At 65.8% G+C, this 22818-nt stretch carries 11 protein-coding genes; 6 read left to right on the top strand and 5 right to left on the bottom strand.

The features are described 5' to 3' along the window. Nucleotides 1-8: 8 nt before the first annotated feature. A complete protein-coding gene (locus EO141_RS04095; protein ID WP_104582631.1) occupies nucleotides 9-1139 on the top strand; it encodes an NAD(P)/FAD-dependent oxidoreductase in 1131 nt (376 codons plus the stop codon). A gap of 328 nt (nucleotides 1140-1467) precedes the next feature. Beyond that, nucleotides 1468-1725: a KGG domain-containing protein gene (locus EO141_RS04090; protein ID WP_024940389.1), complete on the top strand. Its 258-nt coding sequence runs from the start codon at nucleotides 1468-1470 to the stop codon at nucleotides 1723-1725. A 186-nt stretch (nucleotides 1726-1911) separates the two neighbouring features. Here the strand turns inward: EO141_RS04090 and EO141_RS04085 are convergent, their stop codons facing one another. Then, complete coding sequence (locus EO141_RS04085) at nucleotides 1912-2106, bottom strand: hypothetical protein (RefSeq protein ID WP_127168580.1); 195 nt, start codon at nucleotides 2104-2106, stop codon at nucleotides 1912-1914. Between the two features lie 80 nt (nucleotides 2107-2186). On the opposite strand from EO141_RS04085, the gene EO141_RS04080 reads away from it, so the two are divergent. Next, nucleotides 2187-3107 carry a M14 family metallocarboxypeptidase gene (locus tag EO141_RS04080; RefSeq protein WP_127168579.1) on the top strand — a complete coding sequence of 307 codons (921 nt, stop codon included), beginning with the start codon at nucleotides 2187-2189 and terminating at the stop codon, nucleotides 3105-3107. Between the two features lie 134 nt (nucleotides 3108-3241). Then, the gene (locus EO141_RS04075) at nucleotides 3242-3940 is read left to right on the top strand and encodes a DUF1349 domain-containing protein (protein WP_104648743.1); all 699 of its coding nucleotides are present in this window, start codon (nucleotides 3242-3244) and stop codon (nucleotides 3938-3940) included. Nucleotides 3941-4064: 124 nt separating this feature from the next. Here the strand turns inward: EO141_RS04075 and EO141_RS04070 are convergent, their stop codons facing one another. Continuing rightward, entirely contained in the window at nucleotides 4065-5876 is a 1812-nt protein-coding gene (locus EO141_RS04070; RefSeq protein WP_104648744.1) for an EAL domain-containing protein, read from the bottom strand. A 730-nt stretch (nucleotides 5877-6606) separates the two neighbouring features. Here EO141_RS04070 and EO141_RS04065 point away from each other — a divergent pair. Further along, complete coding sequence (locus tag EO141_RS04065) at nucleotides 6607-16803, top strand: autotransporter-associated beta strand repeat-containing protein (protein WP_127168578.1); 10197 nt, start codon at nucleotides 6607-6609, stop codon at nucleotides 16801-16803. 192 nt (nucleotides 16804-16995) lie between these two features. Here the strand turns inward: EO141_RS04065 and EO141_RS04060 are convergent, their stop codons facing one another. Beyond that, a complete protein-coding gene (locus EO141_RS04060) occupies nucleotides 16996-19803 on the bottom strand; it encodes a S8 family serine peptidase (RefSeq protein WP_127168577.1) in 2808 nt (935 codons plus the stop codon). A gap of 1011 nt (nucleotides 19804-20814) precedes the next feature. Here EO141_RS04060 and EO141_RS04055 point away from each other — a divergent pair. After that, nucleotides 20815-21090 carry a hypothetical protein gene (locus tag EO141_RS04055; protein ID WP_104648747.1) on the top strand — a complete coding sequence of 92 codons (276 nt, stop codon included), beginning with the start codon at nucleotides 20815-20817 and terminating at the stop codon, nucleotides 21088-21090. 91 nt (nucleotides 21091-21181) lie between these two features. Here EO141_RS04055 and EO141_RS04050 read toward each other — a convergent pair whose 3' ends face one another. Further along, nucleotides 21182-21820 carry a carboxymuconolactone decarboxylase family protein gene (locus tag EO141_RS04050; RefSeq protein ID WP_127168576.1) on the bottom strand — a complete coding sequence of 213 codons (639 nt, stop codon included), beginning with the start codon at nucleotides 21818-21820 and terminating at the stop codon, nucleotides 21182-21184. A gap of 540 nt (nucleotides 21821-22360) precedes the next feature. Further along, complete coding sequence (locus EO141_RS04045; protein WP_127168575.1) at nucleotides 22361-22627, bottom strand: hypothetical protein; 267 nt, start codon at nucleotides 22625-22627, stop codon at nucleotides 22361-22363. Nucleotides 22628-22818 lie beyond the last annotated feature (191 nt).

The raw sequence follows: 22818 nt of genomic DNA, 5'->3' as shown, positions 1-22818 counted from the left end.
GAACGGCCATGCAAGACGTCGAGTGCATCGTGATAGGTGCCGGAGTGGTGGGGCTGGCAATTGCGCGCGAGCTGGCGATGCGGGGGCACGAGGTGTTGGTGCTGGAATCCGAAGCCGCCATCGGCACCGGGACCAGCGCACGCAATAGCGAGGTGATCCATGCCGGGCTCTACTATCCGGCCGGTTCGTTGAAGGCGCAGTTATGCATCAGCGGCAATGCACTGTTGTACGCGTACTGCCAGCAGCGCCACGTGCCGCATCGGCGCTGCGGCAAATTGATCATCGCCTGCGACCACGGCCAGCGCGAGCAGCTTGATCGGCTGCACCGCAGCGCCATTGCCGGCGGCGCGCACGGGTTGCTGCCGCTCGACGCGGCACACATGCAGGCGCGCGAGCCGGCCCTGCGCTGCGTCGCGGCGCTGGAGTCCACCACCACCGGCATCATCGACAGCCATGCGCTGATGCTGGCGTTGCAGGGCGATGCCGAAGCGCATGGCGCCACCGTGGCGCTGCGTGCACACGTCGACCAGGTCGAGCCGCTTGCGCAAGGGCTGCGCGTGACCGTCGCAGGTCAGCCATCGGCGCGGCTGACCTGTGCCTGGCTGGTGAACGCGGCAGGTCATGGTGCACCGCCGCTGGCCGCGCGGATCGATGGCTTGCCAGCGCATGCACAGGTGCGCGGCTATTTCGCCAAGGGCAGTTACTTCACGCTGGCAGGGCGCTCGCCATTCCAGCAGTTGATCTACCCCATGCCCGAACCCGGTGGCCTGGGTGTGCATCTCACGCTGGATCTGCACGGGCGTGCGCGCTTCGGCCCCGACGTGGAGTGGGTCGCGCAGCCCGACTATCACTGCGCGCCAGGCCATGCCGCGCGGTTTGCCGCAGCGATCCGGCGTTACTGGCCTGGCCTGCCGGACGGCGCGTTGCAGCCCGGCTATTGCGGCGTCCGCCCGAAGATCAGCGCACCAGGCGAGGCGGCGGTCGACTTCCGTATCGATGGTCCGTCCATGCACGGCATCGCCGGTCTGGTGAACCTGTTCGGCATCGAGTCGCCAGGCCTGACCTGTTGCCTGAGCATCGCGCGGCATGTGGCCGCATTGCTGGCTGCCGGGCGCACCGTTCCCGCGCTGCCGGCCTGACGTCGCCGCGCCCTGGCGTTGATTCCGGCTCGCTGGTTCCTTGGGCGAGCGAGGACATCGATGCTCTGCCGATGCTGCATGCCGAGATGGTGCCGGGCAGCATCGGCGCGATCAGGCGCGCGCGCCGGGGCACTGGTAGCGCTATCCACATCTGGCCTGCGACGCGTCGGCCAGCCATCACCGGGAGTGCAAGATTTGCACAGCGAGCGCAGCTGTTTTTTCCTGCAACGTGCGGCCGTGCACCGTCTCGCCTGGCTTTGCGTGTTGGCACGATAGTTGCGTTACCCCCCCTACCAGTGGCGTGATCGACGCATCGAGAGGAGGCACAGTGGAAGACGGACAAAGCAGTACGCGTAGCCGGCGCGGTTTTGCCGCATTGGATCCTGAAAAGCGCCGCGTGTTGGCGAGCAGTGGCGGCAAGGCAGCGCATGCCAGTGGCAATGCGCACGAATTCACCAGCGACGAAGCACGCGAAGCGGGCCGCAAGGGCGGTCAGGCCGTGAGCCGCGATCGCGATCACATGTCGCGGATCGGCAGCAAGGGGGGGCGTTCCAAGCAGGCCAAACCTCAGGAAGAGGCCGTCTAGGCAAGAGTGCGGCGCGCATCCGGCGCGCCGTTCTTGCTGCAGCGGGACCGCAGGCCCTGCACGCGACGTGCGGGGCCTGCGTCGTTTTGCGGGCGTGGCCGCTAGGCCGCCAGAAAGGCGTGAACAATCGATTGCAGCTGCGCAGGGTCTTCGACGACTTTCGCCTTGCATGAGTTGATCGAGACATCACGCAGATGTTGATGTGCAATGCATCACCAGGGTGTCGGAAGTTTTTTCACTGATTGTCTTGCGCACGCTATCGATTGCAGGGAAATATTTCGCAATTGCCTGCTGTGTTTTCCCAAGCGAATGCAGGATTTGCATCCGCTGCAGAATTTTCAGCGGCGCCAGCCTGCAACCGGACTCAGCCTTGCGAGCCATGGGCATCGCGCCAGCCGCCGAATGGACCACCCAGCGTGAAGCGCTTACCCTGGCCGTCTTTTCAATGGACGGCACCTGGAATGACAGACCGCATGGCGTATCCGATCGGCACCGCAAGGCAACCCTGGGGCGATGCAGAGCGCGCCGCATGGCGGGCACGCCAGCGGCGTCAGCGCAGTCATGCGACGGATGTGGTGCAGGTGATCGATGCGCTGGATGCCAGCCTCGAGCGCGTGCCTTATAGAACGATCCAGGCGGCGTCCGAGCACTATCCGCTGATTGCGCTGCGCAGCGCCGGCTGGGACGCCGCGTTGCCGTGGGCGCTGGTGACCGGTGGCGTGCATGGCTACGAAACCAGCGGCGTGCAAGGTGCGCTGCAATTCCTGCAGCACCGTGCCGCAGCCTACGCAGGCAAGCTCAATCTGCTGGTGGCGCCCTGTGTCAATCCGTGGGGCTACGAGCGGGTCCAGCGCTGGAATGCCAATGCCATCGACCCCAATCGTGCGTTTCGCCCGGACAGCCCGGCCGCCGAGTCGGCGGCATTGATGCAGCTGGTCGCCGCAGTGGCCGGGCAGGCGCTGGTGCACATCGACCTGCACGAAACCACCGACAGCGACGAAAGCGAATTTCGCCCGGCCCTGGCCGCACGTGACGGCGTCGACTTCGTGCCTGGCAGCATTCCCGATGGCTTCTACCTGGTGGGCGACAGCGAAGATCCGCAACCGCAGTTTCAGCAGGCAATCATTGCCGCCGTCGCCGAGGTCACCCATATCGCACCTGCCGATGCAAACGGCCAGATCATCGGCGCAGCGGTGGTCGCGCATGGCGTCATCAATTACCCGGTGCGGCGTCTGGGTTTGTGCGCAGGCGTCACCGGCGCACGGTATCGCACCACCACCGAGGTGTATCCCGACAGCCCACGCGCGACACCTGCGCAGTGCAATGCCGCGCAGGTGGCGGCCATCTGCGCGGCGTTGGACTACGCGCTCGCACATCACTGACAGCACGGGCCGGCAACGCGCATCGGAGCTGTCGCTACGGCGACGTCAGCATCTGCACCGCTGCGCAAGCGCATGCGCGTTGACCCACTGCGCGGCTAGACTATGCAGTTCGTCAAATGCATGGAAGACACTGGATGACCCACGATGCGATAGACAGTGCACGCAGACGCCTGCTGGGCGGCGCGATGGGAATGGCCATCAGCGGCGGCGTGCTTGCCAGGCAACCCAACACGGAGAACACGATGGCACAGCACACGCAGTGGCAGGATGGCAGCTGGCTCAATCGGCCACGCACCGTCGCTATCGACGGCGGCACACTGGATGTGGTCACCGACAAGGCCACCGATTTCTGGCGCAAGACGCATTACGGGTTTACCCGCGATAGCGGGCATTTTCTCGGCCTCACCGCCGCGGCGCGCTTCACTGCACAGCTGCGGGTGCGCGCGCAATACGAGTCGCTCTACGATCAGGCCGGCATCATGGTGCGCGTGGACGAGCAGCATTGGGTCAAGGCGGGCATCGAGCTCAGCGATGGCCGTGCGATGCTCAGCAGCGTGTTGACCAACCCGGTCTCCGATTGGGCGACCGGCCCCTACGAGGGCGACCCCAAGGATTTCTGGATCCGCGCCACCGTTGCCGACGGCGTCCTGCGTCTGCAGGTATCGGCCGACGGAAAGACCTGGCCGCTGGTGAGGCTTTGCCCGTTTCCCGTTGCCGAGGCATATCAGGTCGGGCCGATGTGCTGCACGCCGGAGCGTGCCGGGCTGAAGGTGCGTTTTTCCGACTGGACGCTTGGTCCGCCGCTGGGCAAGGACCTGCACGATCTGAGTTGATCGCCGCGTGGCAACGCAGCATGCGCGCTGCGTTGCCACGTGTCTCACTGCAAGAGGCGAGGGCGGTACTGCGCGCATCGATCACTGCGGATGCGCGCACATGGCGCGCATCGAACAGATCGCATCACGGCAAGCGCTGCTCGGCCACCGCGTTTGCCACATACGCGGCGACCAGCTCCGCCTCCATCGGCCGGGCCAGCAGATACCCCTGTGCTTCGTCGCATCCCCAACTGCGCAGCAGTGCAATTTCGTCGGCGTGTTCGATGCCTTCTGCCACGGTGCGATATCCCAGCGCACTGGCCAGGCGTACCACCGCCTCGGCGCGCATCTGCATGCCGGCCTTGGTGGCGATGCCGGTCACCAACGAGCGATCGAGCTTGAGGACGTTGACCGGCAGCTCGGTGAGGTAACCGAAGTTGCTGTAGCCGGTGCCGAAGTCGTCGATGGCCACACTGACGCCGGCGTCGCGCAGGGTGCGCAGTCGCGGCACCGCCTCCACATTGCTGCGCAGCCAGCGGCCCTCGGTGATTTCCAGCTCGATCCGCTGGGTGGGAATGGCCAGTTCCCGGCAGCGGTGGATGAGGTCTGCGGCAAGATTGAGGTTGCCGAAATCGCGCGAGGACAGATTGATCGACATGGAAAAATCCAGCCCCTGCGCGCGCCAGCTGGCCAATTGCACCAACGCGTGCTCGATCACCCAGTTGGTGACGGTGCACATCAGGGCGGTCTTTTCGAACAGCGGGATGAATTCGTCCGGGCCGATCGGGCCCAGGCTGGCATGCCGCCAGCGCAGCAGTGCCTCGAAGCCGGTCACCGACAGGTCCTCGAGATTGATCCGGGGCTGGAAGACCAGGCGGAAATCACCGGCTTCCAGGGCCTTTTCGGCGTCCAGCGCCAGCCGGTACGAGCGTTGGATCGCATCGTCGTGGGAGGCGCTGTACCAGCACACGATGGCGTGGTTGCTGATCGCATCGCCCAGCGCCACCAGCCCCTTGCGCATGACATCATTGGTGTCCGGCTGCTGCGGTGCAAAGCGCACCACGCCCGCATGAAAGGTCAACGACATCGGGATGCCGGCCGCATCCATCGGTGCATGCAACATGTCGCGCAGATCGAGCAACAGGTCCTCCATCTCGTCGGGCGCGGAATTCAACAGGAAGAACGCAAAACGCATCGGTGCCACGTGATAGACGGTGGCCTTGCCGCGCAATGCGCGCGTCAGCACATAGCTGGCGTGGCGCACCAGTTCCTCCAGTGGCTGCATGCCCAGCGCCTGACGCGCTTCATTGGCCGCCTGGGTGTCATAGACCTCGATGAAGGCGGCAATGGTGGGCACGCAGTGGCTGCCGAAGGCGAGGGCATCCAGATCCGACTGCAGTTGGCGTGCATTGAGCAAGCCGCTATGCGGTTCGCGCCGCCCGGCACCGAACTGCAGCTCCAGCTGCGCCGCTGCCACGTTGGCGAACATCAACAGCTGCTGGTGTTCCTGGCTGGCCAGGAGACGCTCACGCGTGTCGATCACGCACAAGGTGCCGGACACGCCGGTCTGCGGCGCACCCACCGGGACGCACGCGATAAACCGTGCCGGCAGGCCCGGAAAGGCAGCGTCGCCCAACTGGATCGGCGCAAGTGCGGCAGGTTCGATCAGTTCCCTCACCCCGTTGGCCGCGGCAGACGCATGCCGGCACAGTTCGATGGCTTGCTCGACATGCTCGGTACTGATGCCGCGCGCCGCCAGCACGCGCACGCGACCACCTTCGACGATGGTCAATGCAGCCGCGGGCGCAACCAGTGCATGGCAGAGCAGGCGCGCGATCTGATCGAGCGGCTCCATGCCGCCCAGGTCGATCGGCACGCCTGACCAGTCGAAGTGCTGTTCCTGCCGTTTGGGGTCCAAAGCAAGCGTCATGTCGTCAGATTCCGTGTTGAACATCACACACCGCATGGCTACTAGAAACAAACCGAGGTCATCGACAGGTGACGATCATCCGGTGTCACGCCGTTGAAGTAATCCGGCTCGCTTCAATAAACTCCGTCCGCACTATCGAACACGACCATAAACCGGACCGGCGGAGCGCCTGCACACAAATACCGTAATCGCTGATCGGCGTCGACGGTTGGCGGTGGTCTTAATGATGAAAGCGGACTCATTCACCGGCAGAGTGTGATAGCCGATGCCGGAAAGTGCTCCTGCAGCGCAGCATCAAGTGCGCGATCTTCAATCAAATGGTCCGGTTCGCCAGCAGCTGGGTGGCCGCATCAAATCACCGTCAGGTATTCGGACTCTTCCAGGCATGGCTCGCTCCTTATGCGAGAAAATGCCTGTTTTTTAGCGAGATGCAACCAGCCAGACGTGCGGTGACCGTTGCATGAGGCGGCTGGAGAGCGTTGGCGGGCACGAGCAAACCAATCGACAATTTCGACGTGCGTCGTGGGCAGTGTTGTGGTTAGTGATATTCAGCACAGTTTCAAGCATGGCGATTTTCTTATTAATCTCCCACTATTGCTCGCAGGGAGTGGTATTAAACGCACTCATCCGCAAGACGATAAAAGCGGGCGCAGCTTTAATTGCTTTAAACCGACTCGACAGTAAATCAACTTTCTGCTGTTGGAGAGCGCGTGTGTGTGTGCGTGAGTCTCTGCACGGCGATACAGGGGGAATAACAATGAATCGTGCATTTGCGCTGGTCTGGAACGCAGCAATTGGCAATTGGGTCGTGACGCACGAACTAGTGCGGCGGCGGCGCAAGTCCGGGGCAACCCGCCGCAGTGTGTCGAACCTTGTCGTCCTGGCGGTGGGAGTGGCCGCACCGATGCTGGCCTGGGGAGCATGCACGCCTGCGGTTCCTGCAGCGGGCGCAACCGTCACCTGCACCGGGCTGCCAATCACCAGCAATAGCTTCACAAGCGGCACCAACAACCTGACCGTCAACGTGGCGGCAGGCACGCAAATGACCGCCGGCTTGCTTGGCGGCACCGCCGTTGCGCTCAGCGGCACCAATTCCACCCTCAACAACAGCGGCACGATCGATCCATCCGTGCTTGGCCTGTTGTCGGTGCTGAGCACCGGCGTCACCATGGGCAATGCCAGTTCCACCGCGGTGACCGCCAACAATCTCGCTGGCGGCGCGATTTACGGCACCGGCGGCGTGCTTGGGGCCAACCTGCTCAATCTCGACGGTATGGCGCTCGGCATCACCTCGGCCAGCAATGGCGTCGTGCAGATCAACAACGCCGGCCTGATCGATAGCCGTGCGTTGTTGAACCTGTCGGTCCTGAGTGCGGATACGCCGGTGATTGCGGTCAGCGGCGGCGGTACCGTCAATGCGGTCAACACCGGCACCATCAACGGGCGCGTGGGCTTCCAGAGCTCGGCTACCGGTAACAGCTTCGTCAATTCCGGCACCATCAACGGCAGCGTGTCGTTGGGGGCAGGCAGCACCAATACCTTCACTGCGGTGACCGGTGGCAGCGTCAACAGCGGCGGCGGGCTGGCGCTCGAATTGCTTGGACCAGGCGGCTTGCTGAGCTTTGCGCAGACCGGTGTGGTGGATGGCGGTGCAGGCGGCACCAATACGCTGATCCTGCAGAATTCGGCCAGCGGAACCGGCAGCGGCAGCACCGGCGTAGGAACGCTCAGCACGGCGCAGTACGTCAATTTCGGCAGCCTGCGCGTCAACAGCGGCACCTGGTCGGTGGGAGGCGCAAGCAACTTCGGCAGCAGCGCGCTCAATGGCGGCGTATTGCAGTTCGCCAATCCCGCGCAGCTGGGGACTGCCATCAGCGCCAACGGCGGTGCGCTGGAGGCAACAGCCGGCGGGCTGAGCCTGTCGCCGACCGCCGGCATCACGTTGGGCACCGGTGGTCTGACCTTGCAGGGCGCCAATGCGTTGACCGTGGCCAGCCCCATCAACGGCACCGGTGCGCTGACCAAGACCGGTACCGGTGCGCTGGGCCTGACCGGCGCCAATACCTTCAGCGGCGGCGTCAACCTGCTCGGCGGGTCACTGACCGTGGGCACCAACAGCGCGTTGGGAACAGGCACCGTCAACGCATCTGCCGGCAGCGTACTTGCGAGTGCGGCCGTCAACCTGCCGAACGCGTTCGTGCTCAACAACGTCATCGGCATCGGCGGTGCCAGCAATCTGCGGCTAGGCGGTGGCGTCAGTGGCGCCGGAGCGCTGAACAAGATCGGCACCGGCACGCTGACCCTTGGCGGCAACAACACCTATGCCGGGGGCACGACGCTGGGTGCCGGGACGCTGCTGATCGAAACCAATACCGCGCTCGGAGCGGGCACGGTGACCGCCGCCGGTGGACAGCTGGAGACCAGCACTCCGCTGACCCTGGCCAACAATTTTGCACTGACCAATACGCTGGGCGTGGGCGCCAGCGGCAACGCACTCACGTTGACCGGCACGCTTGCCGGTGCCGGTGGTATCAACAAGACCGGCACCGGCACACTCGCGCTCGGCGGTACCAACACCTTCACTGGCGGCACCACGCTGGCATCGGGCACCTTGCAACTGGGTACTGCTTCGGCACTGGGCACCGGTGCCTTGAATGTCACTGGCGCGTCCAACCTCAGCAGCAGTGCGCCATTGACGGTGGCCAACGGCATCAGCCTGGGCGGGCCGTTGAACTGGACCGGCGCGCAGGCGCTGACGTTGAGCGGTGCCGTCAACGGTGGCGGCAGCCTGATCAAGAGCGGCGCGGGCGACCTCACGCTGAGCGGCAACAACGCCTACACCGGCGGCACCAGCTTGAATACCGGGCGCCTGGTGGTAGGCGCGAACGCGGCACTGGGCACCGGCACATTGACCGCAAGCGGCGGCGAGCTGGATGCCACCGCAGCGGCAACCCTGGGCAACACGATTGCACTCACCGGCACCTTGGGCGTGGGCAGCAGCGGCAATGCCGTGAATCTGACCGGCGCCATCGGCGGCACCGGTGCGTTGACCAAGCTTGGCACCGGCACCCTGACCCTGGGCGGCCTGAATACCTATACCGGTGGTACCAACCTCAATGCCGGCACCTTGCAGGTGGCCAGCGGCACCGCACTGGGCACGGGTGCCTTGAACGTCACCGGCAATGCGGCCCTGCAAAACACGGCGGCCACCTCGCTGAGCAACGCGATCGCGTTGACCCCGGGTGCGTTGACACTCAGCGGGGCGCAGGCACTGACGCTGAGCGGCGCGGTCAGCGGGACCGGAAGCCTGGTCAAATCCGGCAGCGGCGATCTCACGCTGAGCGGCAACAATCTGTACAGCGGCGGCACCACGCTCAGCGCGGGCAAGTTGACGGTGGGCAGCGACACCGCGCTCGGTGTCGGCGCGCTCAACGCGGCGGCTGGCACCACCCTGGACACTGCAACCGTCAGCACGCTGGCCAATGCCATTGCATTGGCGGGCCTGGTCGATGTGGGGGGCAGCAACGCGCTCACACTCAGTGGCGCCATCACCGGTGTGGGCAGCCTGGACAAGCTGGGTCCCGCCAGCCTGACCCTGGCCGGCAACAACAGCTATACCGGGGGGACGCGGCTGAGCGCAGGCAGCCTGGTCCTGGGCAGTGACACGGCCTTGGGGCTTGGCACCCTGACCGTCGGCGGCGGGCTGCTCGACAGCACCGCCGCACGCGTGCTCGCCAATAACGTCGCGCTGGAAGCGGATCTGCAACTCGGCGGCAGCCAGGATCTCGCCCTCACCGGCGCGGTCAGCGGCGTGGGTGGCGTCATCAAGGACGGCGCCGCTGCACTGACGCTGGCTGGACCCAACAGCTTTGCCGGTGGCGTGGATCTCAATGCAGGCGCCTTGCTGATCGGCAACGGCGCAGCACTGGGCACCGGTGTGCTGACCGCTGCCGATGGCACGCAGCTGCAGGCTACCGTCGCGACCACGATCGGCAACGACGTCGCCCTGAACGGTGCGCTCTCGCTCACCGGCAATACCGATCTGGGCGTCACCGGCATCATCAGTGGCGCGGGCAGCCTGATCAAGCAGGGTGCCGGTGTGCTGACGCTCACCGGCAACAATCTCTACACCGGCGGTACCCTGGTCGACACCGGCACCCTGGTGGTCGGCAGCGATACTGCACTGGGCACCGGCGCGCTCACGGCTGCCGATGGCACGCAGTTCACTGCCAGCACTGCAGTGACCTTGCAGAACGCGGTCAACCTCACCGGTCAACTCGGTATCGATGGCCAGGACCTCACGCTCGATGGCGTGGTCGACGGCGCCGGCAGCCTGATCAAGAACGGCGCGCAAACGCTCACCCTCAACGGCAGCAATACCTGGGCCGGCGGCCTGCAGCTGCAGGGCGGCGCAGTGGTGGTCGGCAGCGACACCGCGCTGGGGCTGGGCACGCTCAGCGCCGCGGACGGCACCACGCTGGATGCCGGCACTGCGGTGACACTGGGCAATGCGCTTGCCTTGAATGGCGCCCTCACGCTGCCAGGCACGCAGGACATCACGCTCAACGGCGTCGTCAGCGGGATCGGCAGCCTCGACAAGCAAGGTGCTGCCACGCTGACCTTGGCCAATGCCAATACCTTCAGCGGCGGTGTTGCGCTCGATGCCGGGCGTCTGGTGCTCGGCAACGACACTGCCTTGGGCGTGGGTACGCTGCTGGTCGGCGGTGCTGCCGAACTGGATGCCACCGCCGCATTGACGCTGGGCAATACGCTGCAGTTGAACGATCAGCTCACGCTGGTCGGCAGCAACGATCTGGGCTTGAACGGTGCCATCACCGGCACCGGCAGCCTGATCAAGAATGGCGCCACCACGGTGTCGCTCAACGCGGGCAACAGCTATAGCGGTGGCACCACGTTGACGGCCGGTACCATCGCGGTCGGCGCCAACGGTGCACTCGGCACCGGCAGCCTGTCGGTCGTCGGCAATGCGGCGCTGAGCAATGCGATTGCAGTGGCATTGGGCAACGACATCGCGCTTGGCGCAGCACTCACCGTGGACAACGGTGCGGACATGCTGATCAGCGGCGCCCTCAGCGGGACCGGCGACTTGATCAAGACCGGCGCCGGCACCCTGACCTTGAATGGCAGCAACAGCTACACCGGCCCGCTGGCGATCCAGGCCGGCACGCTGGTGGCCAGCACGGCCGCGTCGCTCGGCAACGCCAGCAATGTCGATGTCGCTGCAGGGGCGGTGCTGAATCTCGGCACCGGTGGCCTGATCAGCGCGCTCAGCGGTGCCGGCAGCGTCACTACCGATGCCGGCGGCACGCTGCAGTTGGGGAGCGGCGATTTTGCCGGCAGCCTGGGCGGCGGCGGCAGTCTGGACAAGGTTGGCGCGGGCACGGTGCGCCTGCTCGGCAGCAGCGCGATTGGTGGTGCCACCCAGGTCAGCGGCGGCACCCTGGATGTGATCGGCAGCCTGGATACCAGCGCGTTGAACGTGGCGCTGGGCGGCAGCCTGACCGGCACCGGCACCACCGGCAACGTGGCCAGCAACGTGACCATCGCCGACGGCGGCCGGCTGGCATTGAGCAGTGGCTCCTCGCTCAGCGTGGGTGGCCTGACCCTGGCACCGGGTGCGTTTTTGGACGTCGCACTGGCAGCGCCGAGCACTACGCGGCTGCTCGCGGTCAACGGCGACCTCACCCTGGACGGCACGCTCAACATCACCGACCTCGGTGGGTTCGGCACGGGCGTGTATCGCCTGATCGACTACACCGGCCTGCTCACCGACAACGGCCTGGCGATCGGCCTGTTTCCGGGCAGCGTGGATCTCAGCCAGCTCGCGCTGCAGACCGCCATCGGCCAGCAACTGAACCTGGTGGTGACGGCGCCGGGCAGCATCGTGCAGTTCTGGGATGGGGTGCAGACCACGGCCAACGGCACTGTCGATGGCGGTGCAGCCACGTGGGGGGCAGCGACCAACTGGACCACCCAGGACGGCACTGCCAACAGCACCTGGCAAGGCGATTTCGCGGTCTTTGCCGGCAGCGCCGGCGCGGTGGGCGTGGCGGGCACGCAGGACATCGGCGGCCTGCAGTTCGTCACCGATGGCTATCAGTTGACCGACGCCGGCGCGGGTGGGCTGGCGGTGACCGCCCCGTTGACCGCGATCCGGGTGGATCCAGGTGCAACCGCCACCATCGATGTGGCGATCTCCGGCAGCGGTGGCGTGGAAAAACTCGACACCGGCACACTGGTGCTCGATGCGGCCAACAGCTACACCGGCGGCACCGCACTCAGCGGAGGCACCCTGGTGCTGGGCGACGCGCAGGCACTTGGCAGCGGCGCGTTGACCGCCGCAACCGGTACCAGCCTCGATAGCAGCCAGGCATTGGCGCTCGGCAATGCGGTGGCGCTCACGGGTGCGCTCACCCTGGTCGGCAGCAACGACCTGAGCCTGTCCGGCCCGATCAGCGGTGCGGGCAGCCTGATCAAGAACGGCACTTCCACGCTCACGCTCGATGGTGCCAACAGCTACGTCGGCGGCAGCGTGTTGAACGCAGGCACCCTGGCGGTGGGCAGCAACACCGCGCTTGGCGTCGGCAGCCTGTCGGTGCTGGGCAATGCCACCTTGAGCAATGCGATTGCGTTGGCATTGGGCAACAGCGTCAGTCTGGGCGCCGACCTGACCATTGCCAGCGCGGACGATCTGGCCTTGACCGGGGTGCTGAGTGGCGCGGGTGCCGTGACCAAGACGGGGCTGGGCACCCTGACCCTGTCTGGCGTCAATACGTTCACCGGCCCGGTCTCGGTGCAGGCCGGCGTGCTCGCCACTGCCGCCCCGGGCGCGTTGGGCAACACCAGCGCCGTGGACATCGCCGCGGGTGCCGGGCTGTCGCTCGGCAGCGATACGGCCTTGGGCGCGGTGACCGGGCAGGGCACTGTCGCGGTGTCGGGCGGTACGACGCTGCAGCTTGGCGCCAACAACGTCGGCAGTACTTTTGCCGGCAGCCTGAGCGATGCAGGCAATCTGGACAAGGTCGGCACCGGCACCTTGCAGCTCACCGGCACCAGCGCGCTCGGCGGCACCACCCAGGTCACCGCCGGCACGCTGGATGTGGATGGCACGCTGGCCAGTGCCGGCGGCCTGACCGTGGGCAGCGGGGGCAGCCTGAGTGGCAGCGGTGTGGTCGATGCGGCGGTCACGGTGAGTGATGGCGGCCGCCTGGTGGTGAGCAGTGGCGCAGTGCTCACCACCGGCAGCCTGAGCCTGGCTCCAAACGCCACGCTCGACGCGTTCCTGGGCGTCCCCAGCCAGACCGGCGTGTTGGCCGTCAATGGCGATCTCACCCTGGACGGCACGCTCAACATCACCGACATCGGCGGGTTCGGCACCGGCGTGTATCGCCTGATCGACTACACCGGTGGGTTGACCGACAACGGGCTGGGCGTTGGCACGCTGCCCGGCAACGTGGACCCGGCCCAGCTGACGCTGCAGACCGCGCTGGCCCAGCAGGTCAACGTGGTGCTGGTGTCGCCCGGCAGCAATGTGCAGTTCTGGGATGGTGCGCAGACCATCGCCAATGGCAGCATCGATGGTGGGGCTGGCGTGTGGGCCGCCGGCTCCACCAACTGGACCTCGATCGATGGGCTGAGCAACAGCGACTGGCAGAACAGTTTTGCCGTGTTCGCCGGCACCGCCGCCAACGTGGGCGTGCAGGGCACGCAAGGCATCACCGGCATGCAGTTCATCAGCGACGGCTATGTGCTGAGCGATGCCGGCGCCGGTGCGCTGAGCGCCAATGCGGCGACCACCATCATCCGTGTCGACCCTGGCGTCACCGGCACCATCGACGTCGGCATCGGCGGGACAGGCACGCTGCAGAAACTCGACACCGGTACGCTGGTGCTGGGCGCCGCCAATACCTACACCGGCGGCACCGCGCTTGGCGGCGGCACGCTGGTGCTGGGCGATGCGCAGGCATTGGGAACCGGCACCTTGACCGCGGCAGCCGGCACCAGCCTCGATACTAATCAGGCATTGGCAGTGGGCAACGCGGTGGTGCTCGACGGTGCGGTCACGCTGCCTGGCAGCAACGATCTCGCCCTGACCGGCGCGATCAGCGGTGCCGGCGGCATGATCAAGGCCGGCGGGTCCACGCTCACGCTCAGTGGCAACAACAGCTATACCGGCGGGACCGTGCTGAGCGATGGCACGTTGTCGATCGGCAGCAACAACGCACTAGGCACCGGCACCTTGGCGGTGGTCGGCGATGCGGTGCTGACCAACCCTGTTGCCGCAGCAGTGGGCAATGCGCTCACCCTGGGCGCTGCGCTGAGTGTCGACAACCCGGCAGACCTCACGCTTGCCGGTGATATCAGTGGCAGCGGCGCGCTGATCAAGACCAACACCGGCACGCTGACACTGGACGGCAGCAATAGCTATGCCGGTGGCACCACGGTCAATGCCGGCACGCTGGTTGGCGACAGCGCCAGCCTGCAGGGGGCCATCGCCGATAACGCGACACTGGCATTCAACCAGCTGGCCGATGGCGTGTTCACCGGTTCGGTCACCGGCACCGGCAGCGTCATCAAGGATGGCGCCGGCGCGTTGTTGCTCAACGGTGCAAACGGGTACACCGGCGGCACCACGATCACGGCCGGCACCTTGATCGGCGACACCACCAGCCTGCAGGGCGATATCGCCAACAACGCGGCACTGGTGTTCAACCAGGACACCGGCGGCGTCTATGCCGGCACGCTCAGCGGCACCGGCTCATTGCAGAAGGCCGGCACCGGCGCGCTGCAACTGCTCGGGCCCAACACCTACACCGGCGGCACCGTGATCAGCGCCGGCAGCTTGATCGGCACCACTACCAGCCTGCAGGGCAACATCGTGGACAACGCCACGCTGGTGTTCGACCAGGCCAGCGATGGTGTCTTCGCCGGTGCAGTCAGTGGCACGGGCAGCGTGGTCAAGCAGGGGGCAGGGGCGTTGACGCTGGTGGCACCCAATACCTATAGCGGTGGCACCACCATCGCCAGCGGCAGCCTGATCGGCACCACCACCAGCCTGCAGGGCAACATCGTCGACAACGCGACACTGGTGTTCGACCAGGCCGGCGATGGCACGTTCGCCGGCAACATCACCGGTAGCGGTACGGTAATCAAGAACGGTGCGGGTGCGTTGACGCTGGATGGTGTCAACGCCTATCTCGGTGGCACCACGATCAACGCCGGTACAGTGATCGGCGATACCGACAGCCTGCAGGGCAACATTGCCAACAACAGCGCGCTGGTGTTCCAGCAAGCCAGCAATGGCACCTACGCGGGAATCCTGTCGGGCAGCGGCAGCCTGCTCAAGGATGGCGTGGGCACCTTGCTGGTCACCGCAAACAGCGGCGGCTTCACCGGGCCGATCACAGTTGCTGCGGGCACCCTGAGCGTGGGCAACCCGGCCAATCCGGGTGCCGCGTTGGGCGGGCCGGTCACGGTGGGCCCGGGCGGCACGCTCACCGGCAGCGGCAGCGTCGGCGGCCTGAGCTCGGGCGGTACCGTGGCGATCGGTGGCGGCGTCGGCACCATCAGCGTCGGCGGCGATGCCACGCTCGGCAGCGGGTCCACCTTGCAGGTCACGCCGGGCGCAGGCGGCGCGGTCACACCCATCAGTGTGGGCGGTGCGGCCACGCTGGCGCCGGGCAGCACCCTGCAACTGGTGCGTGCGACGGATCTGCCGTTGTTTACCGAGATTCCGGTCATCAACGCCACTGGCGGGCTCACCGGGCAGTTCGGCAGTGTCGTCTCCGACTATGCCTTCGTTTCACCGAATGTCAGCGCCAGCGCCACCGCGCTGTCGGTGTCGTTCGGCCGCAACACCGAGGCCATGGTCGATGCGGTCACCGCGCCGAACCAGCAGGCTGCCGCAGCGGCCGTGGATGGCTTGCCAACCACCAGCCCGGTCTACCAGGCGGTGGTGCGTCTGCCCGATGACCCGCAGGCGATCAGCACGGCGTTTGCCTCGTTGTCGGGCGAAAGCCATGCCAGCACGGCGACCGCCTTGCTGGATAGCCGCTTCCTGCAGAGCGGGGTCGGCAATCACCTGCGTGGCGACAGTCAGGATGCGCGCGTGGGTGACACCACGGTCTGGATCACCGGCCGTAGCCTGCCCAACCGTGTCGATGGCGATGCCAACGCCGCCTCGGTGCGACGCGAGGACAACGGCATCATGGCTGGTGCGGAGCGGCGCATCGGCGAGCGCAGTGTGGTCGGTATCGCGGTCGGTAACCAGGACATCGAAACCCGCTCGCGCGAGTCCCTCGATCGTTCCGATATCGATGGCACCCATGCCGGCATCTACGGCCAGGCCGATTGGTCCGCGTTCGCTCTGCAGGCGTCGGTCGATTACGCGGACTACAGCGTGGACAGCAGCCGCCGGGTGATGCTGCCCGATGTGCTCGAAGAGCGGCTGACCAGCGATTACGACGCGAAGGCCATCACCGTATCGATGGAAGCGGCATGGAACCTGCGCACCGGCAATGCGGTGTACAGCCCCTTCGTCGCGGCGGACTACACGCATCTGAAGACCGATGGTTTCAACGAGCGTGGCGGGATTGCCGGGCTGTTGGTCGACAGTGCCAAGGACGAGTACACCACCAGCACGGTGGGTCTACGCGGGCGCTGGCAGTTGGGTCCGGCCGCCGGGGTGTATGCCTCGGTCGGGTGGCGCCATGCGTTCGGCGACCGCGCCGTGCAGCGGTCGGCCGGTTTCATCGGCACCGGTTCGCAGTTCTCGGTGCAGAGCGTCACGCTGGCGAAGAACGCGGTGGTCGGCGAACTGGGCGTGAGCCTGATCACCTCGCCCAACAGCCGCATGGCGCTGTCGTTGCAAGGACTCAACGGCGATGGCCAGACCGCATACGGCGGCCAGGTCACCTGGGGCTGGAACTTCTGATGCACCGCAAACCAGAAAGCCCCGGCATTGCCGGGGCTTTTTTTCGACACCAGCGCAGGCACGCCCATCGCAACGACTGCACCGCCAGGTGCGGGTCGGCTGCCTCGGCAACCGCACCCCGGGCGTAGCGCGTACCGATTTTGCACGCCAGCCACGTAGCCTTGCCGCTGCACCGCGGGTTGCGGCCGGCGCTTAGAACTGCCAGCGCAGACCGACATTGGCATTGATGCTGTTGGCATCCGAACGACCGCGCTCGGCGCCCACGTTGCCGTAGATGGAGAAGGCATCGTTGAGCTGGTAACGCACGCCGACCGAGGCACGCGCCGACTGCTTGGACACCGGCTCGCCGGCCACGTTGAAGCGCGCTTCCGGCAGGCCGGTGAACCACGCGGTGAAATCAGAGTTCGGGTTGCCGAGCAGCGAACGGTAAGCGATCAAGCCATCGAAGCCCCACTTGCCGCGCACCAGATGGCCGCGTACGCCCACCTCGCCGTAGCCGGCGCGCAGCGTATCGCTGTTGGCGCTCAACCCCAGGCCGGTGGCCGATGCCTCGCTGAAGGCATCCTGGGTCTGGCTGACCACGCCTGCGGCGATGAACGGCGACAGCCCAGCCTGCGGCATCAGGCCGACTTCGGCGCGTAGCGACCAGTTGGTGTCGTGGCGGCGATCCTGCAGGCGCTCGCCGATGCTGCCGGCCTGCACCGTGCGTTCGGTGTCCACGTTGCTCATGCCGTACGAACCGATCCCGGACACATATGCCTGGCCGATCGGCTGATACAGGTACGCGGTCATCGCATAGCGGTCCGAGCGCAGGCGGCTGGCCGATGCGTCGATATGCGCACGATCCTGACCCGAACTGAGCGCCGCACCCACGATGGTGCCGGCGCTGCCCATCGGCAGATCCACGCCGACGGTGGTGGCCTGCTGGGTGTAATCGGCCGAGTCGAACCCCTTGCCGCCCAACTCGCCGTCCAGATAGCTGCCCTGCATCCAGGTGGTCAGCGACCTGGTGTCGGCCAGATAGGGCAGGCGATCGGCCGCCACGCGCGCATCGTTGAGCGCGGACTGGAAGCCCAGCGTGCGCTCGATGCCGTGCACCTGACCGGCCAGGGTCGGCAGCGATGCGGCTACCTGCGCATCATTGGCCGCCAGCAGCGCGCCGGTGGCGCTGATCAGGCCACCCAGGTTATCGGTATCGCCGGCGGCCACACGCGTGTCCAGCACCTTGACCAGCGTATCGGCCTGGGTGGCACCGTTGACCACCGACTGCGGCGCACCGGCCGCCTGCGCGCTGGCAGCGGAGGCATTGCGGGTCAGCGTGGCGGTGACGGTGGTGGGGTCGTAGGCGAGCGAGGCGGTCCAGAAGAAGTTGTTGGCGTACTGCACGCGGTCGAAGCTGCCTTGCAGCGCGCCGGCCTTGACGATCCTTTCGCTGCTGCCGACGCTGTAGCCAGCCGCTTCCGGCAGCAACAGCAGGTTGCCCTTCAAGCTGGCCTGGCCGGTGACGGTCAGCCCCTTGCCCAATTCGATGGCGGTGGTACCGGTGGTGTTGGCCAGGCTGTAGCCACCGTTGATGACCCCGCCGCGCGATTCGAACGTGGCCGAGTTGAGCACGATGACGTCCGAGCGCAGGCTGCCGGACAGGGCGAGCACGCCGTCGCTGACGCTGGTGCCGCCGGTGTAGCTGTTGTTGCCGCTGAGCGTGAGCTTGCCGGCGCCGTTCTTGGTCAGGTTGCCGGCGCCGGAGATGTCGTTGCTGAAGGTGCTGTCGTAGCCGGACGTCACGTTGGCCGACCAGTTGTTGATGAACTGCGCCGGGCCCTTGATCGCCTTGGCCGCATTGACCAGGCCGAAGCCGTACAAGGCGTCCACGCCGGGGTCGCCCAGGTCGGTGGCGGTGGTCAGCAAGGTCTGCTGCAGGTTGGAGGCGCTCATCCACGGATACACACCGAGCACCTGCGCCGCGATGCCACTCACTGCGGCAGTGGAGAACGAGGTGCCGGCGATCTGGCCCTGCAGTTCGGTACCGGCCAGCGCCGGTGCGAAGTAGCTGCCCGGCGCCACCAGGCACCACTGCGCCGCGGCGCCGCAATGGTTGGAATAGCTGGTCAGGCCGGCGGCATTGCCGGCGCTGTCGATGTTGACCGCGCCCACGGCCAGCCAGTTGTTGCGCAGGCTGGCTTCCTGCACCGGCGTCGCGGCCGGGTAGGAGGCTTCTGCCGCGCCGTCGTTGCCGGTGGCGGCCACGATCAACGCATCTGCCTGCACCAGCGGGGTCAGCGCGTACTTCCAGGCCAGGGCCGCATTCGCGCTGCTGGCCGCATCCGCATACGAGGCACCAATCGACAGGTTGGCGATGCGCACGCCGGCAGCGGCCAGGTCCACCGCGGCGCTGCGGGTCTGCTGGGTGCCGCAGGAATTTTCGGCGCAGATACGCGCATAGAGCAGGTCCGCATCCGGGGCGATGCCGCCGGCGAAGCCGTCCTGCGCATTGCCCAGCACCAATGCCGAGATGACGGTGCCGTGGCCGCGCAGCGCGTTCGACGCCGATTCCGGTGTGCCGGGGCTGGCGGTGTAATCGGTGAACGCATCGACCTTGCCGCTGACCGGCGCGTAGCTGCCGTAGAGATTGTCGTCCAGCACGGCCAGCTTGACGCCCTGACCCTTGGCACCAGCCTGCTGCGCCAGATCTGCGTTGGTCGGCACCAGCAGGTTGCTGCCCAGGCCCTGGTAGCGGGCGGGCGCAGGTGCAGGCGCCGGGGCGGCCTTGGGCAGCGGATCGGCTGTAGGCGTTTCCGACGGCGTCGGGGTCGTGGGGGGCGTTGGCGCGGTCGGCGTCGTCGGCGTCGTCGGCGTGGTGGGTGCAGGCGTCGACGGGGTCGGTGCGACCACCGTGGTCTGCGGCGGATCACTGCGGACATTGCCGCCACCGCCACCGCCGCCACAGGCGGTCAGGACAAGGCAGGAGGCGATGGTGGTTGCGAGTAGCGAGCGATTCATGGGTTGGTCGATTCCGGTAGTGGCGCGCCGCAACTGCAAAAAACCTAAAATTTGGCGCAGACGATTCCAGCACCGGCGATGGCCGGCGTGGCATATTGGTTTCACGCGTTATTCACTTTATCCGCCGCGAATCTGTCCCCTCAGATAAGCGCTCCGGATAACACGGTAATGCGCCAATGCATTCGACCGTGTGCTTGCGAGATTGTTTAACGGCGCTAGCGATAAACTCTAAAACCTGAACGGACAGTTGCTATTCAGAGAAAAACGCTACGCATAGAATTTAACGATCTAATCCATAGCTAAATTGGATTAAAATCCCGCTACCAAGCCCAACCGCAACGGAATGTCGGAGCGAACACAACAATAAGTCGTCACGAATCTCCGGGGGCGGCAATCCTAGATGCGATGCATATCGCAGGTAATCAGGAAATCCGTCGAAGATGTCGGTGAATGACCCACACGTTGTAGCGGATTCGACTGTAAGTTAGCAATTCTGGCAGACTCTTCCGTAATGCGTTCGCCGGATTTTGGCCTATCGAAAATCGCCTCGGCGTTATATTCACTTCCTGCCGAAGAATCATTATATCCGCTCGATTTATACTGACCGAAAGCGAGCGGCCCCGGCCATTGTGCTTGATTCCTCGCATATTCCGCGAAAAAACGCGGGGGCCGCAATCGATGAAGCAATGGATATGCGGCGTTCCTCCGGCGCTGGTACGTGTCGTTCTGAAACCGTCAAGCTGAATACAGGGGGAATATTCAAGCCGGTATTTCCGGGTTCGTACGCGAAATTCTGCATTCCCCTACACCAGGTTTTCAGCGGTCTTCAGCGTTTCGAGAGGGGGCGCATCCACAAGTGGGGCGTGGCTACAGTGCCATCCCGGCACGGGCTGGCCGGTCTGGGCGCATGCCCACGTTGGCAGTAAGCCGCTGTCGCAGCGCTAGCGTCTGCATAAATGGTTCAAGTTCCGCCGCCACCGAATTTGGGCATGGCAGCTATGCTCGAGTCCGATGAGTACCCACAGCACCGAAAGCATGTCAGCCGAAGGCACCGACCAGGGCCTGCCGTACCGCGTGGTCGCTCGACAGCTCGGGCACCGGCGCATCGTCCTGGAGACCTTGCAGGTCTGTGGACATCCGGTGCCGCTGCCGACCGCGCCCACGTTCGGCTCGCTGCAAACCGCGCTGGAGATCGGCACCAGACTGGCCGAGCAGTACATCGGCCAGTTGATCGTCAAGCAGGCCGGCGCAAGGTCTGCGCTGGCGGCGGGCCCGGCGCCGCGTTAGCGGCGTGCGACCGGGTTCGACCCGGCGCCGCCATCGGCAGCTGCGTGCGCAGCGGCAGCAGGCGCTGCGGTCATCGCAGCGTGCCGCAGGCTCACTGCGCCCTGGCTTTGGCCAGCGCAGCCTTGGCGCGCGTGCCCGCGGCCGCACCGACGCGCTTGTCCAGCACCTGGGCCAGCGCGTGCAGCTGCGCCTCGGTCACGCCGATGTTCAGGCCGATCTTCAAATGCGACTGCAGTTGCGCCTCCACGCCTTCCAGGGCGGCGAGCACGCTGATCGTGGCCAGTTCACGGCTCACCCAGTCCAGGTTGTCGCGGGCAAAGATGTCGCCGAACAGATGCGTCTTGAGGTATTGGTCGATTGCCGGCGCAAACACGAACAACGGCCCGGTCACCGGCGCGCCGGTCAGACGGGTCTGGTTGGCGGTGCCCAGTGCGAGCAGCGCATCGCCGCTCGGTACCGGGCCAGGGTCGTGTCCCGGCGCATCGGCGATGCCGCGCAGCTTGCGTGCCTCGGTGACCTGCATCAACGCGGCCAGTGCATTGAGGCTGCGTGGAAAGCCGGCGTAGGCATACAGCTGGACCAAGAGTTCCTTGCAGTCGCCGATGCTCATGCCTGCATCAAGGCCCGCCTCCAATGCAGTGTTCAAGCGCTCGATGTCGCCAGTGGCCGCAAACGCGGCAATCGGCGCAATGGCCTGCTGCCTTGGCGACAAGGTGGCGTGGGTCGTCATGGACGTGATCTCCGAAGGATGTGCTGCCGTGGGGGGAGGGGCAACAGAGAACTAGGCAGCTGCGCTCCACACCAGCGCAGCCGTGGACAGGAGAGAGCGACGCAGCGCGCTCGCACATGGCATCGCATCTCTCCACCGATTTAGGGGCAAGGTAGTGCGAATCCAAGCATCCGACGCCAAACAGTCCGGCGTAGAGAGCGCGTTGGCGATGCACACATCACGCCGAATCGAACGCATCACGTTGCGCTTTTTTATCGCTGTTGCCTTGCCATGGATGCCGGCAGCCAGCATGAGGCAGATGCAACGCCGCGCCATCCATCCAGCCTGCATGGTCCTATGAGCGGTGCTCATCACTGCAGACCCGCATCGGACTTCAAACCATCCTGAAAGCCTGCTGCCGATACTGCATGTAGGCGGCACAGGGTTGACCGGATGCGCGCTCGATCGGGTGGGTCGGCACGCTTTAGTTGGAATCGCTGTAGCGAAACTGCGTGCCCGGATCGACTCCCGGTGGCAGATCCTTGAAGTCGTTTGTCAGGCTCAGCGCGTCGGTGTCTTCCCCTCGTGCCGCACGCGAGGTAGTGCGGCATCGGGCTGCATCGCCTCCCGATTCCCGACATCGGTCATTGCGGAGTTCTGGCGCACTACGACCTTGTTCCCGGGGGTGACCAGCACGACATCGCCGGGCCGATGGCCGTCGAAGAAGGTAACGGCCTCACGCGCCAGTGCGGCGACCGTACGCGTCGTGGCCGCGGTGTCGGTCGCGCTGGCCGTGCCGGCCATGGTCGACGCGGTTGCCGGCAACATTATTGCGACTGCTTTCCTCTGCCTGCTCCTTCAGTGGATGGAGCCCAGCGTAGGGAGCGGCCTGGAGCACACATAGGGTTCCATGACCTACGTTCTACGACCTACGGTCGCGCCGGCGATCCAGGAGTTGCTCGGCGGGATGAGTGGTCTAGGCTTCCGACTTTTTTCGGTGCGGTCCATCGCACAGAAAA

The organism is Xanthomonas sp. BRIP62415, assembly GCF_003993515.1.
Classification (GTDB): Bacteria; Pseudomonadota; Gammaproteobacteria; order Xanthomonadales; family Xanthomonadaceae; genus Xanthomonas; species Xanthomonas euroxanthea.
Note: the sequence above shows the minus strand (reverse complement) of the source record. Positions and strands in the feature narration are given on the sequence as shown.

Bases quoted from the DNA above. Each gene is read 5' to 3' on its own strand.
- EO141_RS04095 (WP_104582631.1), top strand. From the start codon at position 9: ATGCAAGACGTCGAGTGCATCGTGATAGGTGCCGGAGTGGTGGGGCTG.
- EO141_RS04075 (WP_104648743.1), top strand. From the start codon at position 3,242: ATGACCCACGATGCGATAGACAGTGCACGCAGACGCCTGCTGGGCGGC.
- EO141_RS04055 (WP_104648747.1), top strand. From the start codon at position 20,815: ATGAGTACCCACAGCACCGAAAGCATGTCAGCCGAAGGCACCGACCAG.
- EO141_RS04050 (WP_127168576.1), bottom strand. From the start codon at position 21,820: ATGACGACCCACGCCACCTTGTCGCCAAGGCAGCAGGCCATTGCGCCG.
- EO141_RS04065 (WP_127168578.1), top strand. From the start codon at position 6,607: ATGAATCGTGCATTTGCGCTGGTCTGGAACGCAGCAATTGGCAATTGG.
- EO141_RS04045 (WP_127168575.1), bottom strand. From the start codon at position 22,627: ATGTTGCCGGCAACCGCGTCGACCATGGCCGGCACGGCCAGCGCGACC.
- EO141_RS04060 (WP_127168577.1), bottom strand. From the start codon at position 19,803: ATGAATCGCTCGCTACTCGCAACCACCATCGCCTCCTGCCTTGTCCTG.
- EO141_RS04080 (WP_127168579.1), top strand. From the start codon at position 2,187: ATGACAGACCGCATGGCGTATCCGATCGGCACCGCAAGGCAACCCTGG.
- EO141_RS04085 (WP_127168580.1), bottom strand. From the start codon at position 2,106: ATGGCTCGCAAGGCTGAGTCCGGTTGCAGGCTGGCGCCGCTGAAAATT.